Source organism: Methanosarcina barkeri str. Wiesmoor (assembly GCF_000969985.1).
Classification (GTDB): domain Archaea; phylum Halobacteriota; class Methanosarcinia; order Methanosarcinales; family Methanosarcinaceae; genus Methanosarcina; species Methanosarcina barkeri_B.
Map to the genome: position 1 here is coordinate 966,837 of NZ_CP009526.1, position 20,203 is coordinate 987,039.

Annotated in this window: 16 protein-coding genes; 15 read left to right on the forward strand and 1 reads right to left on the reverse strand. The window is 40.1% G+C overall.

All coding sequences use genetic code 11. From position 1 onward, the window contains the following. Positions 1-196 precede the first annotated feature (196 nt). The 7 genes from MSBRW_RS21745 (at position 197) to MSBRW_RS04300 (ending at position 10,868) form a co-directional block, all read left to right on the forward strand. Complete coding sequence (locus MSBRW_RS21745) at positions 197-367, forward strand: hypothetical protein (RefSeq protein WP_155398110.1); 171 nt, start codon at positions 197-199, stop codon at positions 365-367. Beyond that, the gene (ftsZ, locus tag MSBRW_RS04270; RefSeq protein WP_011305230.1) at positions 330-1,508 is read left to right on the forward strand and encodes a cell division protein FtsZ; all 1,179 of its coding nucleotides are present in this window, start codon (positions 330-332) and stop codon (positions 1,506-1,508) included. Before MSBRW_RS21745 ends, ftsZ begins: the two co-directional genes overlap by 38 nt. A 124-nt stretch (positions 1,509-1,632) precedes the next feature. Continuing rightward, complete coding sequence (locus MSBRW_RS04275; RefSeq protein WP_011305229.1) at positions 1,633-3,114, forward strand: dihydropteroate synthase-like protein; 1,482 nt, start codon at positions 1,633-1,635, stop codon at positions 3,112-3,114. 35 nt (positions 3,115-3,149) lie between these two features. Beyond that, on the forward strand, positions 3,150-3,608 hold the full coding sequence (locus MSBRW_RS04280) for a hypothetical protein (RefSeq protein WP_011305228.1): 459 nt from the start codon (positions 3,150-3,152) through the stop codon (positions 3,606-3,608). Positions 3,609-4,143: 535 nt separating this feature from the next. Continuing rightward, positions 4,144-4,521: a nitrogenase iron protein gene (locus MSBRW_RS04290; RefSeq protein ID WP_011305227.1), complete on the forward strand. Its 378-nt coding sequence runs from the start codon at positions 4,144-4,146 to the stop codon at positions 4,519-4,521. A gap of 994 nt (positions 4,522-5,515) precedes the next feature. Continuing rightward, positions 5,516-8,005, forward strand: coding sequence for a sodium-translocating pyrophosphatase (locus tag MSBRW_RS04295; protein WP_011305226.1), 2,490 nt, complete (start codon positions 5,516-5,518; stop codon positions 8,003-8,005). Positions 8,006-8,852: 847 nt separating this feature from the next. Further along, on the forward strand, positions 8,853-10,868 hold the full coding sequence (locus tag MSBRW_RS04300; protein ID WP_011305225.1) for a sodium-translocating pyrophosphatase: 2,016 nt from the start codon (positions 8,853-8,855) through the stop codon (positions 10,866-10,868). A 111-nt stretch (positions 10,869-10,979) separates the two neighbouring features. On the opposite strand, the gene MSBRW_RS04305 is transcribed toward MSBRW_RS04300, so the two are convergent. Further along, positions 10,980-12,131, reverse strand: a complete 1,152-nt coding sequence (locus tag MSBRW_RS04305; RefSeq protein ID WP_230669951.1) for an adenine nucleotide alpha hydrolase family protein — start codon at positions 12,129-12,131, stop codon at positions 10,980-10,982. A gap of 1,328 nt (positions 12,132-13,459) precedes the next feature. On the opposite strand from MSBRW_RS04305, the gene MSBRW_RS23195 reads away from it, so the two are divergent. The 8 genes from MSBRW_RS23195 (at position 13,460) to proS (ending at position 19,801) form a co-directional block, all read left to right on the forward strand. Next, positions 13,460-13,696 carry a hypothetical protein gene (locus MSBRW_RS23195; protein ID WP_230669953.1) on the forward strand — a complete coding sequence of 79 codons (237 nt, stop codon included), beginning with the start codon at positions 13,460-13,462 and terminating at the stop codon, positions 13,694-13,696. Between the two features lie 6 nt (positions 13,697-13,702). Continuing rightward, positions 13,703-14,371, forward strand: coding sequence for an MFS transporter (locus MSBRW_RS23200; protein WP_230669955.1), 669 nt, complete (start codon positions 13,703-13,705; stop codon positions 14,369-14,371). Then, complete coding sequence (locus MSBRW_RS23205; RefSeq protein ID WP_230669957.1) at positions 14,361-14,528, forward strand: hypothetical protein; 168 nt, start codon at positions 14,361-14,363, stop codon at positions 14,526-14,528. The genes MSBRW_RS23200 and MSBRW_RS23205 overlap by 11 nt, the downstream gene beginning before the upstream one ends. A 354-nt stretch (positions 14,529-14,882) precedes the next feature. Then, complete coding sequence (locus MSBRW_RS04315; protein WP_011305223.1) at positions 14,883-16,037, forward strand: MFS transporter; 1,155 nt, start codon at positions 14,883-14,885, stop codon at positions 16,035-16,037. 196 nt (positions 16,038-16,233) lie between these two features. Then, entirely contained in the window at positions 16,234-16,719 is a 486-nt protein-coding gene (locus tag MSBRW_RS04320) for an RNA-binding protein (protein ID WP_011305222.1), read from the forward strand. A gap of 170 nt (positions 16,720-16,889) precedes the next feature. Continuing rightward, complete coding sequence (locus MSBRW_RS04325; RefSeq protein WP_011305221.1) at positions 16,890-17,270, forward strand: cell division protein SepF; 381 nt, start codon at positions 16,890-16,892, stop codon at positions 17,268-17,270. Then, positions 17,267-17,908, forward strand: coding sequence for a ZPR1 zinc finger domain-containing protein (locus MSBRW_RS04330; protein ID WP_011305220.1), 642 nt, complete (start codon positions 17,267-17,269; stop codon positions 17,906-17,908). The genes MSBRW_RS04325 and MSBRW_RS04330 overlap by 4 nt, the downstream gene beginning before the upstream one ends. A gap of 450 nt (positions 17,909-18,358) precedes the next feature. After that, entirely contained in the window at positions 18,359-19,801 is a 1,443-nt protein-coding gene (gene proS / locus MSBRW_RS04335) for a proline--tRNA ligase (RefSeq protein WP_011305219.1), read from the forward strand. Positions 19,802-20,203: the final 402 nt, after the last annotated feature.

A 20,203-nucleotide genomic window follows, 5' to 3' on the forward strand; every position in this document is an offset into this window, starting at 1 on the left:
TTATGTTTATATGTATAAACATTTTGGCAGTCCCTCACCCTTCATCCTTGAGAATTAGATGCTAAAGGAAATAAAAGAGTGAGTATATTAGAGTTATGGATGACATATTTAAACTTGATAAACAATTTAAGTATATCATTTAAATAAGTCCGAAACATTTAAGTTCGGCAGAGTGCCAACTTATTAAAGGTGATGAATGAAAATCTTTGATAGATTTTGGAAGTTATCGCATAACTCCACTCAGAGTATTGAAAAATATGTGACCCCCGATGTAAAGAGTGGGGAGTCAAATGTAGCAATAAGGCATAAATCCAGTCGAGGGGATAGAATTGCAGTCAATAGTACAGGAAGCAATGAAATTCAGTGAAAAAGAGAAAGAATTTCGGAAGAATTCTTCCTCTGATGACGACTTTGAAGACTTTGGGCAACCGCGAATCATGATTGTCGGATGCGGGGGTGCAGGAAATAACACTGTAAACCGTCTCTATAACATGGGAATTGAAGGTGCGGAAACGGTCTGTATTAACACTGATAAGCAGCACCTTGACAACGTAAGGGCTGACAAGAAGATCCTGGTGGGTAAAACTCTCACGCGGGGGCTGGGAGCAGGCGGTTACCCCGAGACAGGAAAGAAAGCTGCAGAACTTGCAAGGGGCACACTTGAAGAAGTGTTAAAGGATGTTGACCTGGTTTTCATTACTGCAGGGTTAGGTGGAGGTACCGGAACAGGAGTTGCTCCTGTAGTTGCCGAAGTAGCAAAAGAACAGGGAGCAATCGTTGTGGGAATGGTCTCCAGCCCCTTCAGAGTTGAAAGAGCTCGGATTTACAAAGCCGAAGAAGGCCTTGAAGATCTGCGCAGGGCAGCGGATACCGTAATTGTCCTTGATAATAACAGGCTGCTTAATTACGTGCCAAACCTTCCTATAGATCAGGCTTTTTCCGTAATGGACCAGCTAATTGCCGAGACTGTAAAGGGAATTACAGAGACCATCACAGTGCCCTCCTTGATAAACCTTGATTACGCCGACATCAGGACTATCATGAGCTGTGGCGGGGTTGCAGTTATGCTTGTAGGTGAGTCAAAAAGCCAGGACAAGAGCACTGAAGTGGTGCGGACTGCCCTAAATCACCCCCTGCTTGATGTTGACTACAAGGGCGCAACCGGAAGCCTTGTCCATGTAACTGGCGGGCCTGACCTGAGTCTTAAGGAAGCAGAGGAGATTGCATCCATGCTTACCTATGAACTCTCTCCAAGTGCAAATGTTATATGGGGCGCAAGGATCAGGGAGGACTATGAAGGTAAGGTCAGGGTAATGGCCATCATGACAGGTGTGCAGTCTGCACAGATCCTGGGTCCTCAAGCAGCAGGTGGAATTCTGGAGTCCAGATCCGAAGCTGATCCTATGAAGGAAAGAAGATTTGGAAAAATGACGGCAGAAAGATTAAGGAATTCTACAGGGTCTTTTAGAAAGAATCATGACGAGTCAATCATTGATTTTATAAATTAAATCATACTCAGGTAAAAGCCCGGATTATCAAAGCTGAAAAGTTCGGGCTTTTCATTCCCTTATACTTTTTTACCGATACGTTTCAAACAGATACTCTTTTTTATTAGCGCTTCTATCTAAAAACATGAAAATTTTGATTGCAACAGGGCGGCTTGCGGAAAATACCGTCAGGAAAGCAATCGGGGAAAAAGCCGATATCCTAGTAGCCGATATTGATATTGCTGCCTTTATCACCCCTCGAAAACTTGTTAAAACGTTTCAGGAAGCTGGGCTTTCGAAAGTTTATGACCTTATTTTGCTTCCAGGACTTGTAGCAGGAGATTTTTCAAAAGCTTCTGAAGAACTGGGGTGTAAAATCCGGCTTGGGCCAAAGCACGCCTATGATCTTGGCTTTGTGCTCTCTTTTGCCGGAAAAATCGAATTTTCCGAAAAAGTTCCGGCCTGCGAACTACTTGCTGATGTTCGAAAAGAGATGGCTCTTGAGTTAATAAAGAAAAACGAAGAAGAAGCTTCCTCCTCCTTTACACTCAGAGGTGTAAAACTCGGAGGAAAAGCTCGCATGAAGGTTATGGGAGAAATTGTAGGGGCTTTGGAGATGGATGCTCCAACTCTCCAGGCAAAAATCGAAGCTTTTATCGCCCGGGGGGTAGATATAATCGACCTTGGGGCTACCCTTAATACCCTGCCGGAGCAGGCTAAAAGAGCCGTATCCATTGCAAAAACCATTACAGAGACTCCAATCAGCATAGATACCCTTGATCCTGGACTGATAAAGGAAGGAGTAGAAGCAGGAGCAGACCTTGTCCTGAGTCTCAACAGCTCGAACCTTGAGACTGCAGGTCCGATCGTTGCCAGGGCAGGAATTGCAGTCGTGATAATCCCGGACGAGGAAAGAAGTCTGGAAAGCCTTATCTGGAATGTTGAAGCTGCCCGCAGGCTTGGAATTGAAAAAATTATAGCCGATCCTGTGCTTGATCCCGTGGGTCACAATATAACCGAATCCATTGTACGCTTTCATGAGTTTCACAGGATATACCCTGAGGTTCCCGTGTTCTTCGGAGTTGGCAATGTCACTGAGCTTATGGATGTGGATACCATAGGAGTCAATGCCACACTCTGTGGAATCGGAGTAGAGGTCGGAGCAAGCATCCTTTTTACCCCTGAGTTCAGTGATAAGGCTCAGGGTTCAATTCTGGAATTAAAACGGGCTTCTGAGATGATGTTGCTTTCCGGTATAAGAGAAAGCTCACCAAAAGATCTCGGGCTTGATCTCCTCTGCATTAAAGAAAAACGAAGGCGTCCGGATTCTCCTCTCCCTGAAAATGCGATTCAAGCCAGGCTTTCGAAAGGCTGGCGTGTAGATCCTGCAGGCCCCATCCGCATTCGTACAGTACTGGACAGAATCAGTGGAAACGGCGGATTGATTGTAGCCGAACACGAGAAAGCTTCAGTTGTGGGAAAAAATGCCAGAGAAGTTATGAACACGTTGCTTGAACTGAAACTCGTCTCCCGCCTGGATCATGCCGCATATCTGGGAAGGGAACTGGAAAAAGCCGAACTTTCTCTGCAGTTTAACAGAAGTTATGCCCAGGACGATGTGTTCTGAGTGCAAAAACACAGACAAAATAAAGAAGTGAAAGAATGAGACTCGAAGACGAAGATAAACAGGCAATTTTTGAGATTGTAGCAGCTCGCTATTTCACAACACAGAGCTGGAAATGGGTAAACTTGAGGACGGATACTAACAAAATCCTCAAAGCTTTTGATGAGCTGAATGAACAATATGCTTCCTACTCTTACGTAAGCAGGGACTGGTATGTGGAAAATATGGGATCTAAGTATATTCACATGTGCAACACCTGGGAAGAACTTAAAAACCTTGTTGTGTTCCTGAATACCCATGGAAGTGCTTTTAATTTCCTTGTAAATACAGGAAATCGAAAATCTTTCTGCATCGTAAGTGATACAAGGGATTTGAGTGAAGCTCAGGCAAATGCAATTAAAGAAGCTCAAAAACTCGGATACAATACGTTTATATTCCTGGCCTCGGTACCGGATGAGATCGAGTTCCAGCTACTGCAGGTAAGGGGAGTTAACTGAGATCTCCAGATCTGTTTAACTTTGACCTGTCTTTTTTTTGGTTTGACCGGAAAAATATATGTAGTAGTTTTTATCCTTTTAACTTTCTCATCCCACATTCCGCAGATGTACACACATGTGATATTTATTTGCCTAATTACCCAAAAGGATCAATTAATGAATAGGATACTTTTTAATATATTGCCACGTTGGGCCAATCTATGGCATCCATGTGCACAGCTGCGGAAACTGATTCTTATGCTTCCGATTTTTAATTTTCAAGGTCCAAAACTTGCTTGATTATTCCGAATACTATGTTTGGAGGCGCAAGGTTGAGTTTTGGAAATAGATTTAAAAGTAACATTTTTATTTTTTTCTCAACATGCCATTTGAAAAGGACACATAGTACAATGGCTTCCTTTAGACATATAATGTCTAACTGATTAAAAAATAATCTAAGTTTCCGATGAACAAAAGCTATAAATATAACCAAATACTACAACGGTTACCGGTTTCCTATTCATTAAGTAGGGCAAATAAAAACCAAGGTAAAAAGATGAGACAGATGGTAATCTATAAAAATGGTAGAATTGGAAAATCTACTACAACGCAAAATCTGACTGCATTCCTTGAAACCATGGGCAATAAAATCTTGCTTGTAGGTTGTGGCCCGAAAGCAGATTCTACCAGAGTGATACTTGGTGGCCTGAGCCGTAAGACTGTACTTGATACTCTGAAAAGTGAAGGCGATGAAGGATTTCACTTTGAAACTGTCGTGCAGCCGGGCTTTGGCAACATAGAATGTGTGGAATCTGGAGGGCCAGAACCAGGTGTAGGATGTGCAAATCAAGGAATTATTGCTTCAATCGGGCTGCTCGAAAACGATCAGTTCAATGACATGGTAAAAAATTCTGTTTTCTTCAGTTCTTTATAGGAACCCGGAAACTTATTACCTTATTTATATGGTATATAAATATTTAAAAAATACAATTTACAAATAGAACTGCTTTTTTTTATCAAAAGTTTGTCGATATCTTTATATATATAGGAACTTAACTGAAAAAACGTAGGTAGAAACTTAACTGAAAAAACGTAGAACGAACCCGTTAAATGTAGAATACTCAGAGCTTATTTCCCAGCAAACTCCTATTTCCACGGTTCCATTTCTTTAGATTGTCCCGACAACATGCTATATATTTGCGTCTTGTTTGGATTCTTAGACTAGAACATATAGTATTAGGTGAAAGAGAAGGATTGTTGTAATAATAATTTCAAAATTATCGCTAAGACAAAGGGTAAAAATACTTATATAAAAGCAACTGATTACGCTTTTGTCAAAATCAGGCTTTAACAATTCAAAACTCAATTTACTTCAAAACTTATTATCCTAGAATTGCAAGCCTGACTAAACGATAGATTCAGGACTCATGGACGTTTACAAGTTAGTTTTAGAGCTAACTTTGCTGATCATGACCACATATCACTACTATAATTCATGTAATGTGCTTAAGCATATTACTTTGAGATTAGGAATACGTCGTGAATTACCTTATACTGCCCTTCCCGTTGGGGTAATTCCATTATGAGGCGCATCGGTATTAATGCAGATCAAAAATAATAGACTTAAGACCTATTTTGAAAACCTGGTATGAGGTGCATCGGTAGTAATGCAGACATACATACTTTGAATTCGTATTCAAAATGGAATAAAGCCTGAAAGTCTAATTATGTCATCTGCAGAATATAAATACACTTTGAATTTTAAGGTTTGCTGGGGAAGGGCAATTATATAGGTTCAACGCATTTAAAAGATCTTAACTCCCGCAAAATGCACAAAACCATAAAGATAATTGCTATTAAACTTTCGTTGAAATTAACTTTTAACCAATTTATCTGTCAAAAATGTGATGAGAGAAGTGATCGGCTAAATGGAGATTATAACCAGAAGTAAGGTGGTTAAGGCAACGCTACAAAGCCTTTTTTGCCTGACCATAATGTCGCTAACATCGGCAATAGCAGCTGCCAGTGAGGCGAATCTTAAAATTCCGAATTTAAGCCAGGAGCAAAACAATTTGCTGCTCTGGGGTATCGTAGTCTGTGTATTAGGTATGCTGTTTGGTCTTTACCAGTTTATGAAGGTGAAAAAAATCAGGGCACATAAATCCATGCTGGATGTGGCCGACACAATTTACGAGACCTGTAAAACTTATCTTATCCAGCAGGGTAAACTGCTGTGCATATTATTTGTTTTCATCGGCTTATGTATAGCCTTTTACTTTGGCTTCCTTCAGAAAATGCCTCTGAGCGGAGTACTGCTTATCATGGCCTGGACCATTTTAGGGATACTGGGTTCTTACACGGTTGCCTGGTACGGAATTCGTATGAATACCCTGGCTAACAGCAGAACCGCATTCGTTTCCTTGGAGAAAAAACCCCTTAAACTATTAAACATCGCTCTCGATGCTGGGATGAGCATAGGCGTGCTTCTGGTCTGCGTTGAGCTAATAATGATGTTAATTATACTGCTGTTTGTTCCAAGGGAATTGGCTGGAGCAAGTTTTATAGGTTTTGCAATCGGAGAGTCTCTGGGGGCCAGCGCCTTACGTATTGCAGGCGGGATATTCACCAAGATCGCCGATATCGGTTCCGACCTGATGAAAATCGTTTTTGGAATAAAGGAAGACGATCCGCGTAATCCCGGTGTTATTGCCGACTGTACTGGAGATAATGCAGGTGATAGTGTAGGGCCAACCGCCGATGGATTCGAAACTTATGGTGTAACCGGAGTTGCCCTTGTTTCCTTCATAGTTCTGGCTGTACAGCCTGACCTGACCGGCATCCTGCTTACCTGGATCTTTGTCATGCGTATACTCATGATTATTACTTCTGTAGCCTCTTTTTACATCAATAAGGCAATTAGCCAGGCAAGACTCAGTGGCAAAGACGATTTTGATTTTGAACAACCTCTGACCAGTCTAATATGGATTACCTCTATTTTTTCTATAATTGGAACCTTTGCCGTAAGCTATTACCTCTTGGGACCTAAATCCGGAGTGCCTGTTGAGTTGGAACATCTCTGGCTTGTACTCTCAATAATAATAAGCTGTGGTACTCTGGGAGCGGCTTTAATTCCCGAATTTACTAAAGTCTTTACCAGCCCAAATTCCAAGCACGTAGCCGAAGTTGTCAAAGCTTCCCGAGAAGGTGGCCCGTCTCTTAACATTCTTTCCGGACTGGTTGCAGGTAACTTCAGTTCATTCTGGATAGGTATGGTTTTCTTCTTGCTAATGTTCGTTGCCTACTATGCCAGTGGATACGGCTTGAGCGAGATAATGATTTATCCCTCCATATTCTCATTCGGACTGGTGGCTTTCGGGATGCTGGGCATGGGCCCTGTTACTATAGCAGTTGACAGTTATGGACCGGTAACAGACAACGCTCAATCCATTTACGAGCTGTCTCTTATAGAAACCATTCCCAAAATAAAGGAACAGATCCAGAAAGAGTTCAACTTCAAGCCTGATTTCGATAAGGCCAAACACTATCTGGAAGCCAACGATGGAGCAGGAAATACCTTTAAGGCTACAGCCAAACCGGTCTTAATAGGCACAGCCGTGGTTGGTGCCACAACAATGATCTTCTCTTTGATCCTTGTTATTAAAGACGTGCTAGGGGTACAACCTGAAGAAATCCTGACTCTGCTTAATCCATATACTATCTTCGGATTATTAGCAGGCGGCTGTGTGATTTACTGGTTTACCGGGGCATCAATTCAGTCCGTAACTACCGGAGCCTACCGGGCAGTTGAATATATCAAGAGAAATATTCAGCTTGATGAAAACGCCAGCCAGAAGGCATCCACGGAGAAATCAAAAGAAGTGGTAAAGATCTGCACCCAGTATGCACAGCAGGGTATGTTCAATATTTTTATTGCCATATTCTCATTTACTCTAGCATTTTCCTGTCTATCGGCTCCAATAAGTAGGAATGACTCAGTGTCATTGTTTGTCTCTTATCTGATTTCTATTGCGGTATTCGGACTGTTCCAGGCCGTGTTTATGGCAAATGCCGGTGGGTGCTGGGACAATTCTAAGAAAGTCGTGGAAGTAGACCTTCAAGAGAAAGGCACCGATTTACATGAAGCTACTGTGGTGGGCGATACTGTTGGCGATCCTTTTAAAGATACTTCTTCAGTTGCCCTCAATCCAATCATCAAGTTCACCACGCTGTTTGGTCTGTTAGCTATGGAGATCGCTATTTCCGAGTCTTTCCGAAACATAGCTCCTTATGTAGGTGGTGTATTCCTTTTGGTTGCGTTATTCTTCGTCTGGCGCTCATTTTACGGAATGAGAATCCCTCTAAGGAATGAGAATCCTAATATGGAGAAGATGAAGGAACCTGTTGCTGATCAAGAGTAATAAAGAAATCAATTGCTGATCAATAGTAACGAGAAAGGAACCAAGCCTTGCAGCACCGGATGTTGTGAGGCTTCCTCTACATAAACATATCACGAAAGAGTAAAATATTAATTTTTAATTTTTTATACTTTTTTGGCAAAGACAACGATTTCAACTCATTAATTCTATGTTTAGGGAAACCAAAACTCTTTAACAGTGGTATTTAACTAATGACTAAAGAGAGGTTTGCATGAGTTCCATCGAAAAATACTAATCCTTGAGATATCTGTTAATTTTTATGATGTAACTTCATTCTTGTTGTGGATCTCATCTCAGAACTTGATTAACTTCAATATCACTGTTAACGTTACAACTTCAGGGTATGATATTTTTTGATTTCATATCTTGGAAAACTTTCTGCATGATTCCGTTTAAAAACCTTATTCTATCTAGCTAAAGAACCTTTCTGTTGCATCTTCTTTTTGGATTCCTCCCAATATACCTTTTTGTTAGATCTTTTTCTCTTCTTTTTCTTTCTATCTCTGTAGAGATAAGGTTCTGTGGATTCTAGAGTATTATCTGTCATAGGAGGGTATAATTTCCAAATTTATAATTTCAATATAATATTATTTTGGGGTTAATTCAAAAAATAAATTCCTTTGCTTTCGTTGAAATGAAGCCTTGAAATTCAGAATAGTATTTCAGAGCAACATCATACTGTTACTGAAAATATTATAAAACTAAATAAATATATATGCTATACTGGAGATAACGAGAGGAAACTCAAAACTACAGGACAGGAGTCGTTTGAAGGAATGGGAGAAAATAGAAACCTGAGTGGGTACCGAAACCAGAGGATAGGAAATTTATGGAAGGCTTAATATTTATTGCTCCTTCAGCAGGCATTATAAGCCTGGCCTTCGCTACCTTTTTCGCTAACAATGTCCTCAAAGAACATACTGGAAGTAAAAGGATGCAGGAAATTGCTGGCGCAATTCAGGAAGGGTCCGTGGCCTATTTAAGTCGTCAGTACAGAACGATCGCAATGGTTTCGACCATGCTCATGGTCTTGATTCTCTTTTTGTTTGATGATGGGCTTAAAGTTGCAGTAAGTTTTCTGGCAGGAGCTATAAGTTCTACTGCTGCTGGCTATATTGGAATGAGTGTTTCGGTTCGAGCAAATGTCAGGACTGCTTACGCTGCTTCAAGCGGGATTGAAAAAGCGTTATCTGTTGCATTTCGAGGAGGGGCTATCACAGGGCTTGCTGTAGTAGGGCTTGCACTTCTTGGAACAAGCGGGTTTTATATTCTCTACGGGGACGTAAACTTGGTTGTAGGGTTCGGTTTTGGTGCCAGCCTTATCAGTCTTTTTGCAAGAGTAGGTGGAGGAATATTTACTAAAGCTGCGGATGTTGGCGCGGATCTTGTAGGCAAGATAGAAGTCGGGGTCCCTGAAGATGACCCGAGAAACCCTGCCGTAATTGCTGACAACGTAGGAGATAACGTAGGCGATTGTGTAGGTATGGGAGCCGACCTTTTCGAGACCTATGTTGTAACTTCTCTGGCTGCGATGCTGCTCGGCTCCCTTATAGTAAATGTTTACGAAAATGCGATCCTTTATCCTCTTGTATTGGGATCAACCGCAATTTTTGCATCCATTATATCCATGTTCTTTGTGAAGCTCGGAAGAGAAGGAAATGTTATGAAGGCTCTTTATAAGGGCGTAGCTGGTTCAGTAATTATCAGCCTGGTATCATTTTACTTCGTTACCAATTCCCTTATGGGCAATCCAGGGCTTTATTATGCGGCATTCATTGGCATCATTATTATGGTGCTTATGGTTGTTATCACGGAATACTACACCTCCACAAGATACAGACCTGTCAAGAGTATTGCATCGTTTTCCGAAACCGGAGCTGCAACCAATATTATCTCAGGACTGTCCATAGGCTTTGAGAGCACGCTCTTGCCTACCGTGGTAATTGTTGTCGGGATTCTTGCCTCGTACTTTATCGTAGGTGGAACAACTAACCCGGAAATAGGTCTTTATGGGATTGCTATCTCAGCCGTTGCAATGCTCTCAACTACAGGTATGGTCGTTGCGCTGGATTCTTACGGTCCTATTACTGACAACGCCGGAGGAATCGTCCAGATGGCAAAGCTTCCAGCCCATATCAGGAAAGTCACGGATGCACTTGATGCGGTGGGAAACACTACAAAAGCGGTTACTAAAGGATATGCTATAGGTTCGGCTGCTCTCGGTGCACTTGCTCTTTTTGCGGATTACCGGAATAAGGTAAACCTTGGAGGACAGTCCCTGAACCTGGATGACCCGGTCGTGCTTGCAGGGCTGCTACTTGGAGCACTGCTGCCCTTCATATTCAGTGCAGTAACCATGAGATCAGTAGGAAGAGCTGCATTTGAAATCGTAAATGAAGTTCGAAGACAATTTAGAGAGGTCCCCGGAATTATGGATGGGACTGCAAGACCAGATTACGGACGCTGTGTTGACATCGCTACAAAAGCTGCACTTCAGAAAATGACACTACCAGGTTTTCTTGCCATACTCGCGCCCTTATTGGTTGGCTTCTTGCTGGGCCCGAAAGCCCTGGCAGGCCTCCTTATAGGGCTCATAGTAGTCGGGTTTATGGTCGCCCTTCTGATGGATAACGGAGGAGGGGCCTGGGATAATGCAAAAAAACTGATTGAAGATGGAGCACATGGGGGAAAAGGCTCGGAAGCCCATAAGGCTGCAATAGTAGGGGATACGGTAGGTGATCCTTTCAAGGATACTGCAGGACCTGCCCTTAACGCCCTTATTAAAGTCGTAAACATGGTAGCAATTCTCTTCTCTTCCCTTATAATGGGCAAAGGACTTTTCTAATGGAAGAATGTTCTATAAAAAGACTAGTGCTATACTTGACATATGAATAACGTTTATTAATCCTTAAAACTGGATAATTTTTTGGAGGGGCCTAATGAAAAATTACCTGACTTATTCGAGTAATAATTCTTTAAGAATCATTTCTCCTTTACTTCCGTTTAAGTTAGAAACGTCTTTGATTCCGATACTATCAAGTAATTTTCGTATTTCATCTTTTTGTAGTTTATTCTCATCTTTTAGCCTTATGAGCGCTTTCTCACGAGTAATTAAACCTTCTCTCACCATTTTGGAATAAAAATCATCTTTTTCGGTCATGTTAAGTGTTTTTATATACATTAAATCTTTTAAATGACTTACACAGCAATCAAATCTCCAGGATGAACTAAATCTACTCGGACTTTCCCATTTCAATTCGTGTTTAATTCTTGACAACACTTCATCTTCTTGCCACGGAATGTAATGAAATATATCTACAAATTTGATGTTTGGTGAAAGAACTCTGGGTCCAAAACTATAAGGATTCCCATATAAAAATCCTGTTATCATTGTAGGAATACACATTGGGTGGCAATAAGACGGATTTTTTAATATTTCATTCGTAATTCCTCCAAAACTTTTTACGCCAAAACTTTTTATTAAGAGATTACTGTAATCTTTCTCTGCTGAAACATTCAGTAATTCCCTTTTAAAAGATACGTATTCATATGGATTACCTCCGGTTACTACACATTTCACGTCATACATTTTTGCGTATTTTATTATGTGTGGAAGAATCAGTTTACAAGCGATGCACATCATAGGTATAGTTGCAGGAGATGGTTTGCGAAGCCACGAAATAAAATTATGTTTAAATGTTTTTTCGTGAACGTTATTTTTCAATTTGAAACTGACAATATCAACGTTTAATGCTTCTACAGCATTGTCTATGTTGGCTTTAGCTTGGGGGTCAGTAAATGGATTTTCGTAATTAACTGCCAAAACTTTTAGGTTATAATCTTTTACAAGCTTAAGAAGTGTATAACTACTATCCCTTCCGCCACTGATTCCTAACACACAGTCATACTTGTTGCTGTCTTTTCTATGTGAGTACAATAGTTCTTTAAGTTTTGTTTCGCCCTCATATTGGACTTTTATGTGAGAATGGCAAAAATTACAAACACCATCTTTATCAAAAGTAATATTTGGTGTTGTTTCAGGTAATATACATCTACTACATCTTTTCAAGTGTTCACAATTTGTCGTAATTTCATCCCCCCACGACACCTCTTTTTAATCTTAATATTCTGTAAATTTATAATATGTTTTGACTAAATAAATTTATAATTAACAACTTCTTTTAAAACTAGTTTAATTTAATGATCAACATGTATATGTACAGAATAACTAGACTTAAAATTAACTAATTTTAATAATAATTGATGAGTAAGTTCTTATGTGTTTCAGTTACCTTAGTTGCAACTTTTTCGGTTGCAGAGGAGCCTTAAAAAGATTCTCCATGTTCCAGGTAATTGTAGGATATGTGAACATTGTATATTTTTGTATTGTAATGACAGGGCATAAAAAAGAAAGCATAGAATTTTACACGGTTGAAATGAAAACTCGATAGCATTAAACTTTTAGTTTTCTAATTAAACTTATTAAACCCATAGCTGTCTATAATCTGAATTAATAATTACTTATGCAAAGAATTATACTTAAAATTGAACTAATTTTTTTCCTAATCCAAAAGATTGTGTTTCTTGTTCGTTATGAGAACCTAAGTGTAAATAGTTGCGTTCAAGACTATGGATTACCATATCTATTAAGCCTGATTTTGTACTTCGAGTGCGTAAATCCTGACAAGTAAGTCCTGACAAGTAAGTCCTGATAATAAAAACAATCTTTTCTGAATTAACACATTTGAACTAAAAAATAGTATGAGATTATTTAATGGCTTACAGTAAATGGCTTACAATAAATAGCTTACAGTAAATGGCTTACAGTAAGTGGCTTACAATAAATGGCTTACAGTAAATGGCTTACAGTGAGCTAAAAAGAACTGACAAATGGTTTCTAACTTATAAATGGTCTAAAGAACTCACGATTATTCATAAAGGCAAAATAAGCAGAAAAAATTGATGACTTTAAAACTTAAGTAGAACGGTAGATAAAAAGATCTACTAATTAGTATAAGTAGTGTGAGCGGGTTGGGGAGTGGGGGGTCATATGGGGAGTGGGGGGTATGGTATGTGAAAAAAGTTTCCCGCTCACATTACACATTACCCCTATTCAAACTAATTATATAAATAGCTATCCATTCTATCCAACTTATTATAATAATAATGTCATATTTGCTTAGCAACCAGGGCTTAGCAACTGAATTTAATCTTTTTAACACATTTTTAACGCATTATTACTATGCAATGAATAAAAGTCCTGCGAAGAGTTGAAGAAGACTTTAAAAATCGGCTCTAAGTATTTTAACCTTGGGAAGGATGATTTTCAAGATCTGCTGCGAACAAGAAACTACGGACGAGAAATTATAATATCTGGTTAAGGGTTTTTAGTGCTACCTTCACAGGCTTTTGATTTACGGAGCAGCCTTTACTATAATGGGACTTTCGAATGCTGTTATCCCTATCCTTCCAGAGCTTGCGAACCTGAGTAATAATTCCTCTGGAGGATTCGCCTTAAGCCTGCGATTTTCCGCCTACTTTCTCGGAGCCCTGGGAACAATGCTACCTTTTTGGATTCTTGCGGACAGGTTCGGCAATTTTACGTTCATAGAACTCGGTATCATTCTTACGGTAATTTCAGGGTTGACAATTCTACTTTCTGAAAACCTCTGAATTCTTTTGATTGCAAGGTTTATAGAAGGTTCTGCCTGTGGAGCTTTCTTCCAGGCTTCCTTTGTCATATTATCCAAATTAAACAATCCAGGGCGCTATCTAGGAGAATTGACTTTTCTTTTCAATGCTGGCCTGGCGACAGGAGCATTTCTCTCGGGGTTGCTGGCAGATACTTACCTGAAAGGAGCAATCCTGGTCTTTACGATCCTTACTTTCTTTTTGATCACGTACCTGTTTTCCAGATACAGAAGACTGGTTGACCTTGAAAGCTCAGAGAAAGCAGGTACATTGAAAAGCTCTAGCCTTTTCAGAAAACCTTACAGAGAAACTAAGAAGCTACTCGACCGTAGCAATTTTGGGCTCTGGCTCAGTTCTTTTCTGCTTAACGGAGCCATTGGGGTGCTTGTAGCCTACTATCCTGACTACATGGGAACTATAACAAAAGCTCAACTTGGAATCTCGATTTCCAGTCTTTATGTCTGTGCAATGATTACCTCTCTGTTTGGAGGGCATTTTAAAGTAAAGGAAAAAACCTTAATTAAAATTGGACTAGGTTTTTCGGTCCTTGGTGCTCTCTGCAATAAAATATCCCTTGCTGGGATTTTCAAGCCTCGGAGGAGGATCAGGAGTTCCAACTGTAGGTTTTGCCCTCGCCGTTGCCAGAATGAATGCTGACAGAGGTCTTGCAATGGAGTTTTTCAACACTACTATATATGCAGGGCTTTCTCTTGCCCCGATTATTGCAGGATTTTTTATAGATTTTGTGAGTTTTGAAAAGCTGTTTATAGCAAACGGATGTATCCTTGCAGTTGGTATTATATTGAAGATTTAAAGATTCGTATTGAAGATTTAAAGATTCGTATTGAAGATTTAAAGATTCCTTTGTAGGAGTATTTAATCAGGTTTTATTTCAATAAGTTTACTTTTATTGAATATCAAGGGATATTGCGTAAGATATTTATTCTACGGAATTTTCTGATATTCAGGAGGGGGTTTTAGAAATAAGAATATTTTTTAGAAACAGTAGCCGTCTTTAAAAATAAAATTACTTTTTAGAATAATAGTATCTTTCAGTAGCTTTCAAAATAATAGTAATTCTTAAAAGTAAACGGTTTTAGAAATTAGGGAGAAATAAGGATCGAGTAGAATATCAGCATAGAGTTGAGTACATATAATTGGAAGATCTATGAACCTCAAAAAACTAACGCTTTATTCTTCAGTTTTTGCTCTCCAGGGACTCTCAAACGCGGTAATCCCTATTCTTCCGGAACTTGCTGGAGGGGATAGCGGAGATTTTGTGATTTCAAGCCTTATTTTTTCCGGATACTTTATTGGGGCTTTTCTTGCTCTTGTACCCCTCGGGGTTCTGGCAGACAGGATCGGAAATCTGAAGGTAATCAGATTCGGAATGCTTCTTACTACTTTAGCAGGTTTTGTTATTACATTTTCGGATATCCCATTGATTCTTGGGATTTTCAGGTTCTTGGAAGGGGTAGGTTGCGGAGCTTTTTTTCCTGCAGCTTTTTCCATAATTGCAGAATGGGATGACAGTCAGCAAAGTCTTGGGGAGTTTAACTTCCTGTTAAATGCTGGACTAGCTGCAGGTGTTTTCTTCTCAGGAATGTTTGCCGGTTTTGGAATTAAAACCGCAATAGCCAGCTTCACTTTCCTTGCAGGGCTCTCCTGCCTTTTCCTTCTCTCAAAAGTCGGAGAACTGCTTTCTCCGAACAGATACGGAAAAGAATTTACGCATTCAGGATACAAAATTCATGCAAATAGTCAGCAGGACACCTCTTTGCTTTCTGAATTAAAAAGTTACCTGGTAAAGTCCAGGAAAACCATGTTTCAAACCAATTTCGGAAAGATCTGGGGAATTTCTGTACTTCTTTATGGAGCCACAGGTCTGTTAAATTCGAACTATGCGGATTACAGTGCTAGCTTTCTGACAAAGCCCGAACTCGGGCTGGCAATTTCAGTTTCTTATCTGGCTGCAATGCTGAGTTCTCTGATTGCAGGCAGGGCAGATATCAACTCTAAGAACATAGTAAGGACAGGAATAATCCTTGCAGCAGCAGGTATCTTTCTCTCGGTGAAATTGCCTTTATTGGCTTTCTTCCTGATAGGAGCAGGAGGCGGAGCCGCAGTCGTGGGGCTTATTACGGCTGTTTCCAGTATCAGTTCAAGTGGTTTTGTAATGGGGCTTTTCAATACCGGTATTTATGCAGGGTTAGGGCTGGGCCCGGTTCTTGGGAGCCTTTTCCTTGGACCTTTAGGTTATGAGACCCTATTTTTTGTAAGTGCCGTTGCGCTGCTTTCAGTGTTCTTTGTGAAACTTACATAATAATAATTTAAAGTTCCTGAATAAACACTCTGAGGCTAAATGCGAAAATATGACAGAAATATAGTTCAGATAATTCCAGTTCTTCACATATGACATAAATGTATTTCAGATAACTCCAGAGCTCCACATAAGTTTTAAAAGGCACAAAAACCCTATGCTATAAATAAAATATAACATTTGAAAATCCGGTGATTAATTGAAAGTAAAGTCAAGAGTTCAGCTAAGGAAGAATGTCAAGAACAAAATGTTGAAAGACCTCGTATCCACTTTCGGCGAAGAGCTGTCATATCTGGAAGACAAAACTCTGGAAAAGATTACCCTTGAGGAATATTCCCTTATTCTGGTGGACGGCAAGCCTTTGCTTTTTGAAATAGAAGGACATGTTTTTCCTACCGTCCGCGGAGCTCTTGAGATGGAACTTCAAAAGCGTGTTGTAACCGTGGATAAAGGAGCTATCCGTTTTGTTTCAAACGGCGCGGATATTATGGCTCCTGGAATTGTGGGTGCCGATCCTGAAATAAAAGAAGGAGACCTCGTAATAATAGTGGAAGAGACTCATCAAAAACCTCTTGCAATTGGAAAAGCTATTATGGGGGGGTCGGAAATGGTCGAAGCTACTTCAGGTAAGGCCATAAAGTCTATATCCCATGTAGGAGACAAGCTCTGGAACACGGAATTCTGATAGTTCCCATAAAATACATTTCATTGAACAAAACCTGTGGGCAGGAAACGCGACCTCCCTTAAATATAATGAAAATCCGGATCAGCTTTATAATAGCAAAATTAATTAATATAGATTTCAATATAGGACAGTGCGATTCGAATTTTAAAAAATATAATAGGTGCGCATAAATGGCAAAACTTATCGACAAGCTCCTTGGCAGCAATGTAAAAAGTCCAACCAGTCCCGAGGATTACACCGAGATTGATCTCAGCAAATATGAAGAAGTTCTCGAGGACGAGCCTGCAGAAACTTATGTGAAGATCGCAGAAGTCTCGAATATCAACCAGGTATCTCAGCTCAAGCAGGAAATTTATAACGGAAATATCTTGATAGTAGATATTTCAAACATCAGAGGTGATGACCTGCTCAGAGATAGAGTTTTAAAAGAGTTGAAAGACGTTATTATCGATGTCCATGGGGATATCGCAGGGGTCAAAGGAAATACAGTAATTGTAACCCCTACAGGCATTAAAATCGACAGATCCAAGATTTCTGGTGGAAAATATTGAATCAGGATTTCTTTAATCAGGAAAGGTTTGAAACAAAAATTTGCTGCCCTCTGTGCCAGGCAGATCTGGTGATGACCTGGCAGAGAGATAACATTCCCTATTTCGGGGAGATCATGCATGTCAGTGCAAGGTGTCAGTGCAGTTTCCGTTTTGCAGATACCATGATCCTCTCGGTTAAGGAGCCCATGCGCTATGAGATGCCAGTTGAAACCGGTGAAGACCTGAATGCAAGGGTCATCCGTTCAACCTCAGGTACTATCCGCATCCCGGAAATGGGAGTTACCATCGAACCTGGCTCAGTTTCGGAGTCATATGTAACGAATATTGAAGGCGTACTGCAACGGGTCCGTGATGTTCTTCTGACCGCAAGCCGGTGGGTGCAGGGAGACGAAGAGAAATCTTCACGCAGCGAGGAGCTCCTTTGTATGCTTGAAGATGTGATCGAGGGAAAGAGAAAAATAACAGTCATAGTTGAAGATCCTTTTGGAAACAGTGCGATAATTTCAAAGAAAGTAAAGGCTACCAGACTCTCCGAAGAAGAAGCCGAGAAGCTAAACACCGGCATGGTCGTTTTCGATGTTAACAAATCCGAGCTCGTAAACGATGTCTCAGACAATGTTCAGCCCCTCGGAGACTAATTCTTTTTTCCGGTTTTTCACAGCCTGATAAATTCCGAGGGCATACTTCCAATATAGTTATTAACTTCTATTTCATAAAGGCAGGCATACTGATGGCTATGAAGGTAATTTCACATTAGAATGCCACATTCTCAAGGCTCCGTCTCTCAAAATGTCACCCCTCAAAATGTGACTTCCTGGAAAACCTTCTATATTTCTGGAGAGACGGAAAACCAGGTCAATTTAAAAATCTATTTGATTAATTTAATATTTATTTGATTAATTTAGTATTTATTTGATCAACTTGCCTACATTGATTTAATTAATGTCTACTTGATCAAATTAACATCTACTTGGTCAATTTAAACACTTGTCTAATTAGTTTGATAACTTGTTTGATTAATTTGAGTTTGTTCAATTAATTTAAGAATTTAAAAATTATTTCAGATTGCTATATAATACGGTGAAGGTATGGCAGAAAGCGAAAAAGAAGCAGCACTCCCCCCAAAAGAGGAATTCAGCGAATGGTATAACGAACTCCTTTGGATGGCCGAAATAATGGATGTCCGCTATCCTGTAAAAGGATTATATGTCTGGTATCCTTTCGGCTTTGCAATCCGAAGAAACACATATAATATTATAAGAGAAATTCTTGACAATAGTGGACATCAGGAAGCTCTCTTTCCTCTTCTTATTCCCGAAAATGAGTTCATGAAAGAAGCCGAGCATATTAAAGGCTTTGAAGATGAGGTATACTGGGTAACCCACGGTGGAAGAGACACCCTTGATATCCCATTGGCCCTTCGCCCAACAAGTGAGACTGCCATTTATCCTATGTACAAAATGTGGGTCAGGTCCCATGCGGATTTCCCTATCAAAATCTATCAGATAGTTAATACTTTCCGTTACGAGACAAAACATACCCGTCCCTTGATAAGGCTTAGAGAGATTACTTCTTTTAAAGAGGCTCATACAGTACATGCTACCTGGGAAGATGCAGAAGCTCAAGTTAAGGAAGCTATTGGGCTCTATACTGAAATATACCGCAGGCTTGGAGTTCCTGTGCTTCGTTCAAGGAGACCTGATTGGGATAAATTCCCGGGCGCAGATTATACCGATGCTCTTGATGCAATTATGCCTGACGGAAGGACCCTTCAGATTGGTACTGCCCATCATCTGGGGGATAACTTTGCAAAGACCTTTGACATTAAGTATGAAACCCCTGACGGTGAACAGCGTTATGCCTATCAGACCTGTTACGGGATTTCCGAAAGGTCAATTGCAGCTACGATTTCCATTCATGGAGACGATAAAGGGCTGGTTTTGCCTCCGGAAATCGCGCCTGTACAGGTTGTAATTATCCCTATTATCTTCAAGAAAGGAGCCGAGGAGGTACTCGCAGCCTGCAAGGATGTCAAGGAACGCCTAACTAAAGCCGGAATCAGAGTCGAAATCGATGCAAGTGACCTTCGTCCCGGAGCAAAGTACTACAAGTGGGAAATGAAAGGTGTACCACTAAGGCTTGAAATCGGGCCCAGAGACCTTCAAAATAATGTCGCTGTAGCTGTCAGGAGAGATACCGGAGAAAAAGAACAGATCTCACTCCCTGAGATCGAAGCTGGCGTGAGCTCAAAGTTTGAGGCGATCCACGAAAACCTGTATCAAAAAGCGAAAGTCGAACTTGAAAACCGCATATTTGAATGTACTGAACTTGAAGAAGTAAAGAACAAAATTCAGGATGGAGTTGCAACAATTCCCTGGTGCGGAAAGAGAGAATGTGGACGTGCTATGGAAGACGTGATAGGTGCAGGAATTCTTGGAATTCCTCTTGAGCAAAAAAGAGACCGAAAAGAAAAGTGCCCTATATGCGGGGAAGAAACCGAAACTCGTGTTTACGTGGCAAGAACATATTAAAACAAGAAAGTTACTCTGGCATAAATCGGAAAGCCGATATAGCACAAATTGGAAAGTCGATTATTCCGTAACGCTACGGCTTTCATCTTTCTATTTTTATCTGTGCAGGTTATTATACAGTCTTTACAGTCTGAGTGAACCTGAAAACAAATTATCAGGTATCTGTTATATACGAAAACTTAATCAACTGATTTTTAATAAAAGCTCAATCAAAATCATGTGACTGACTCCGAAAAGAACAAGAAATAAAGTAAACTTAACTTGTTCAATATTAAATTATATTTGCTTATGGATAAATATTAAATAGTAAGTTGAAGAATTCTCATTGGATTTCATAAAGAATCAACCCTTCTTAAAAGCTGCTTGCCCGCAAGCCCTTAAAAAAGGCTTGAGCAAAAAACT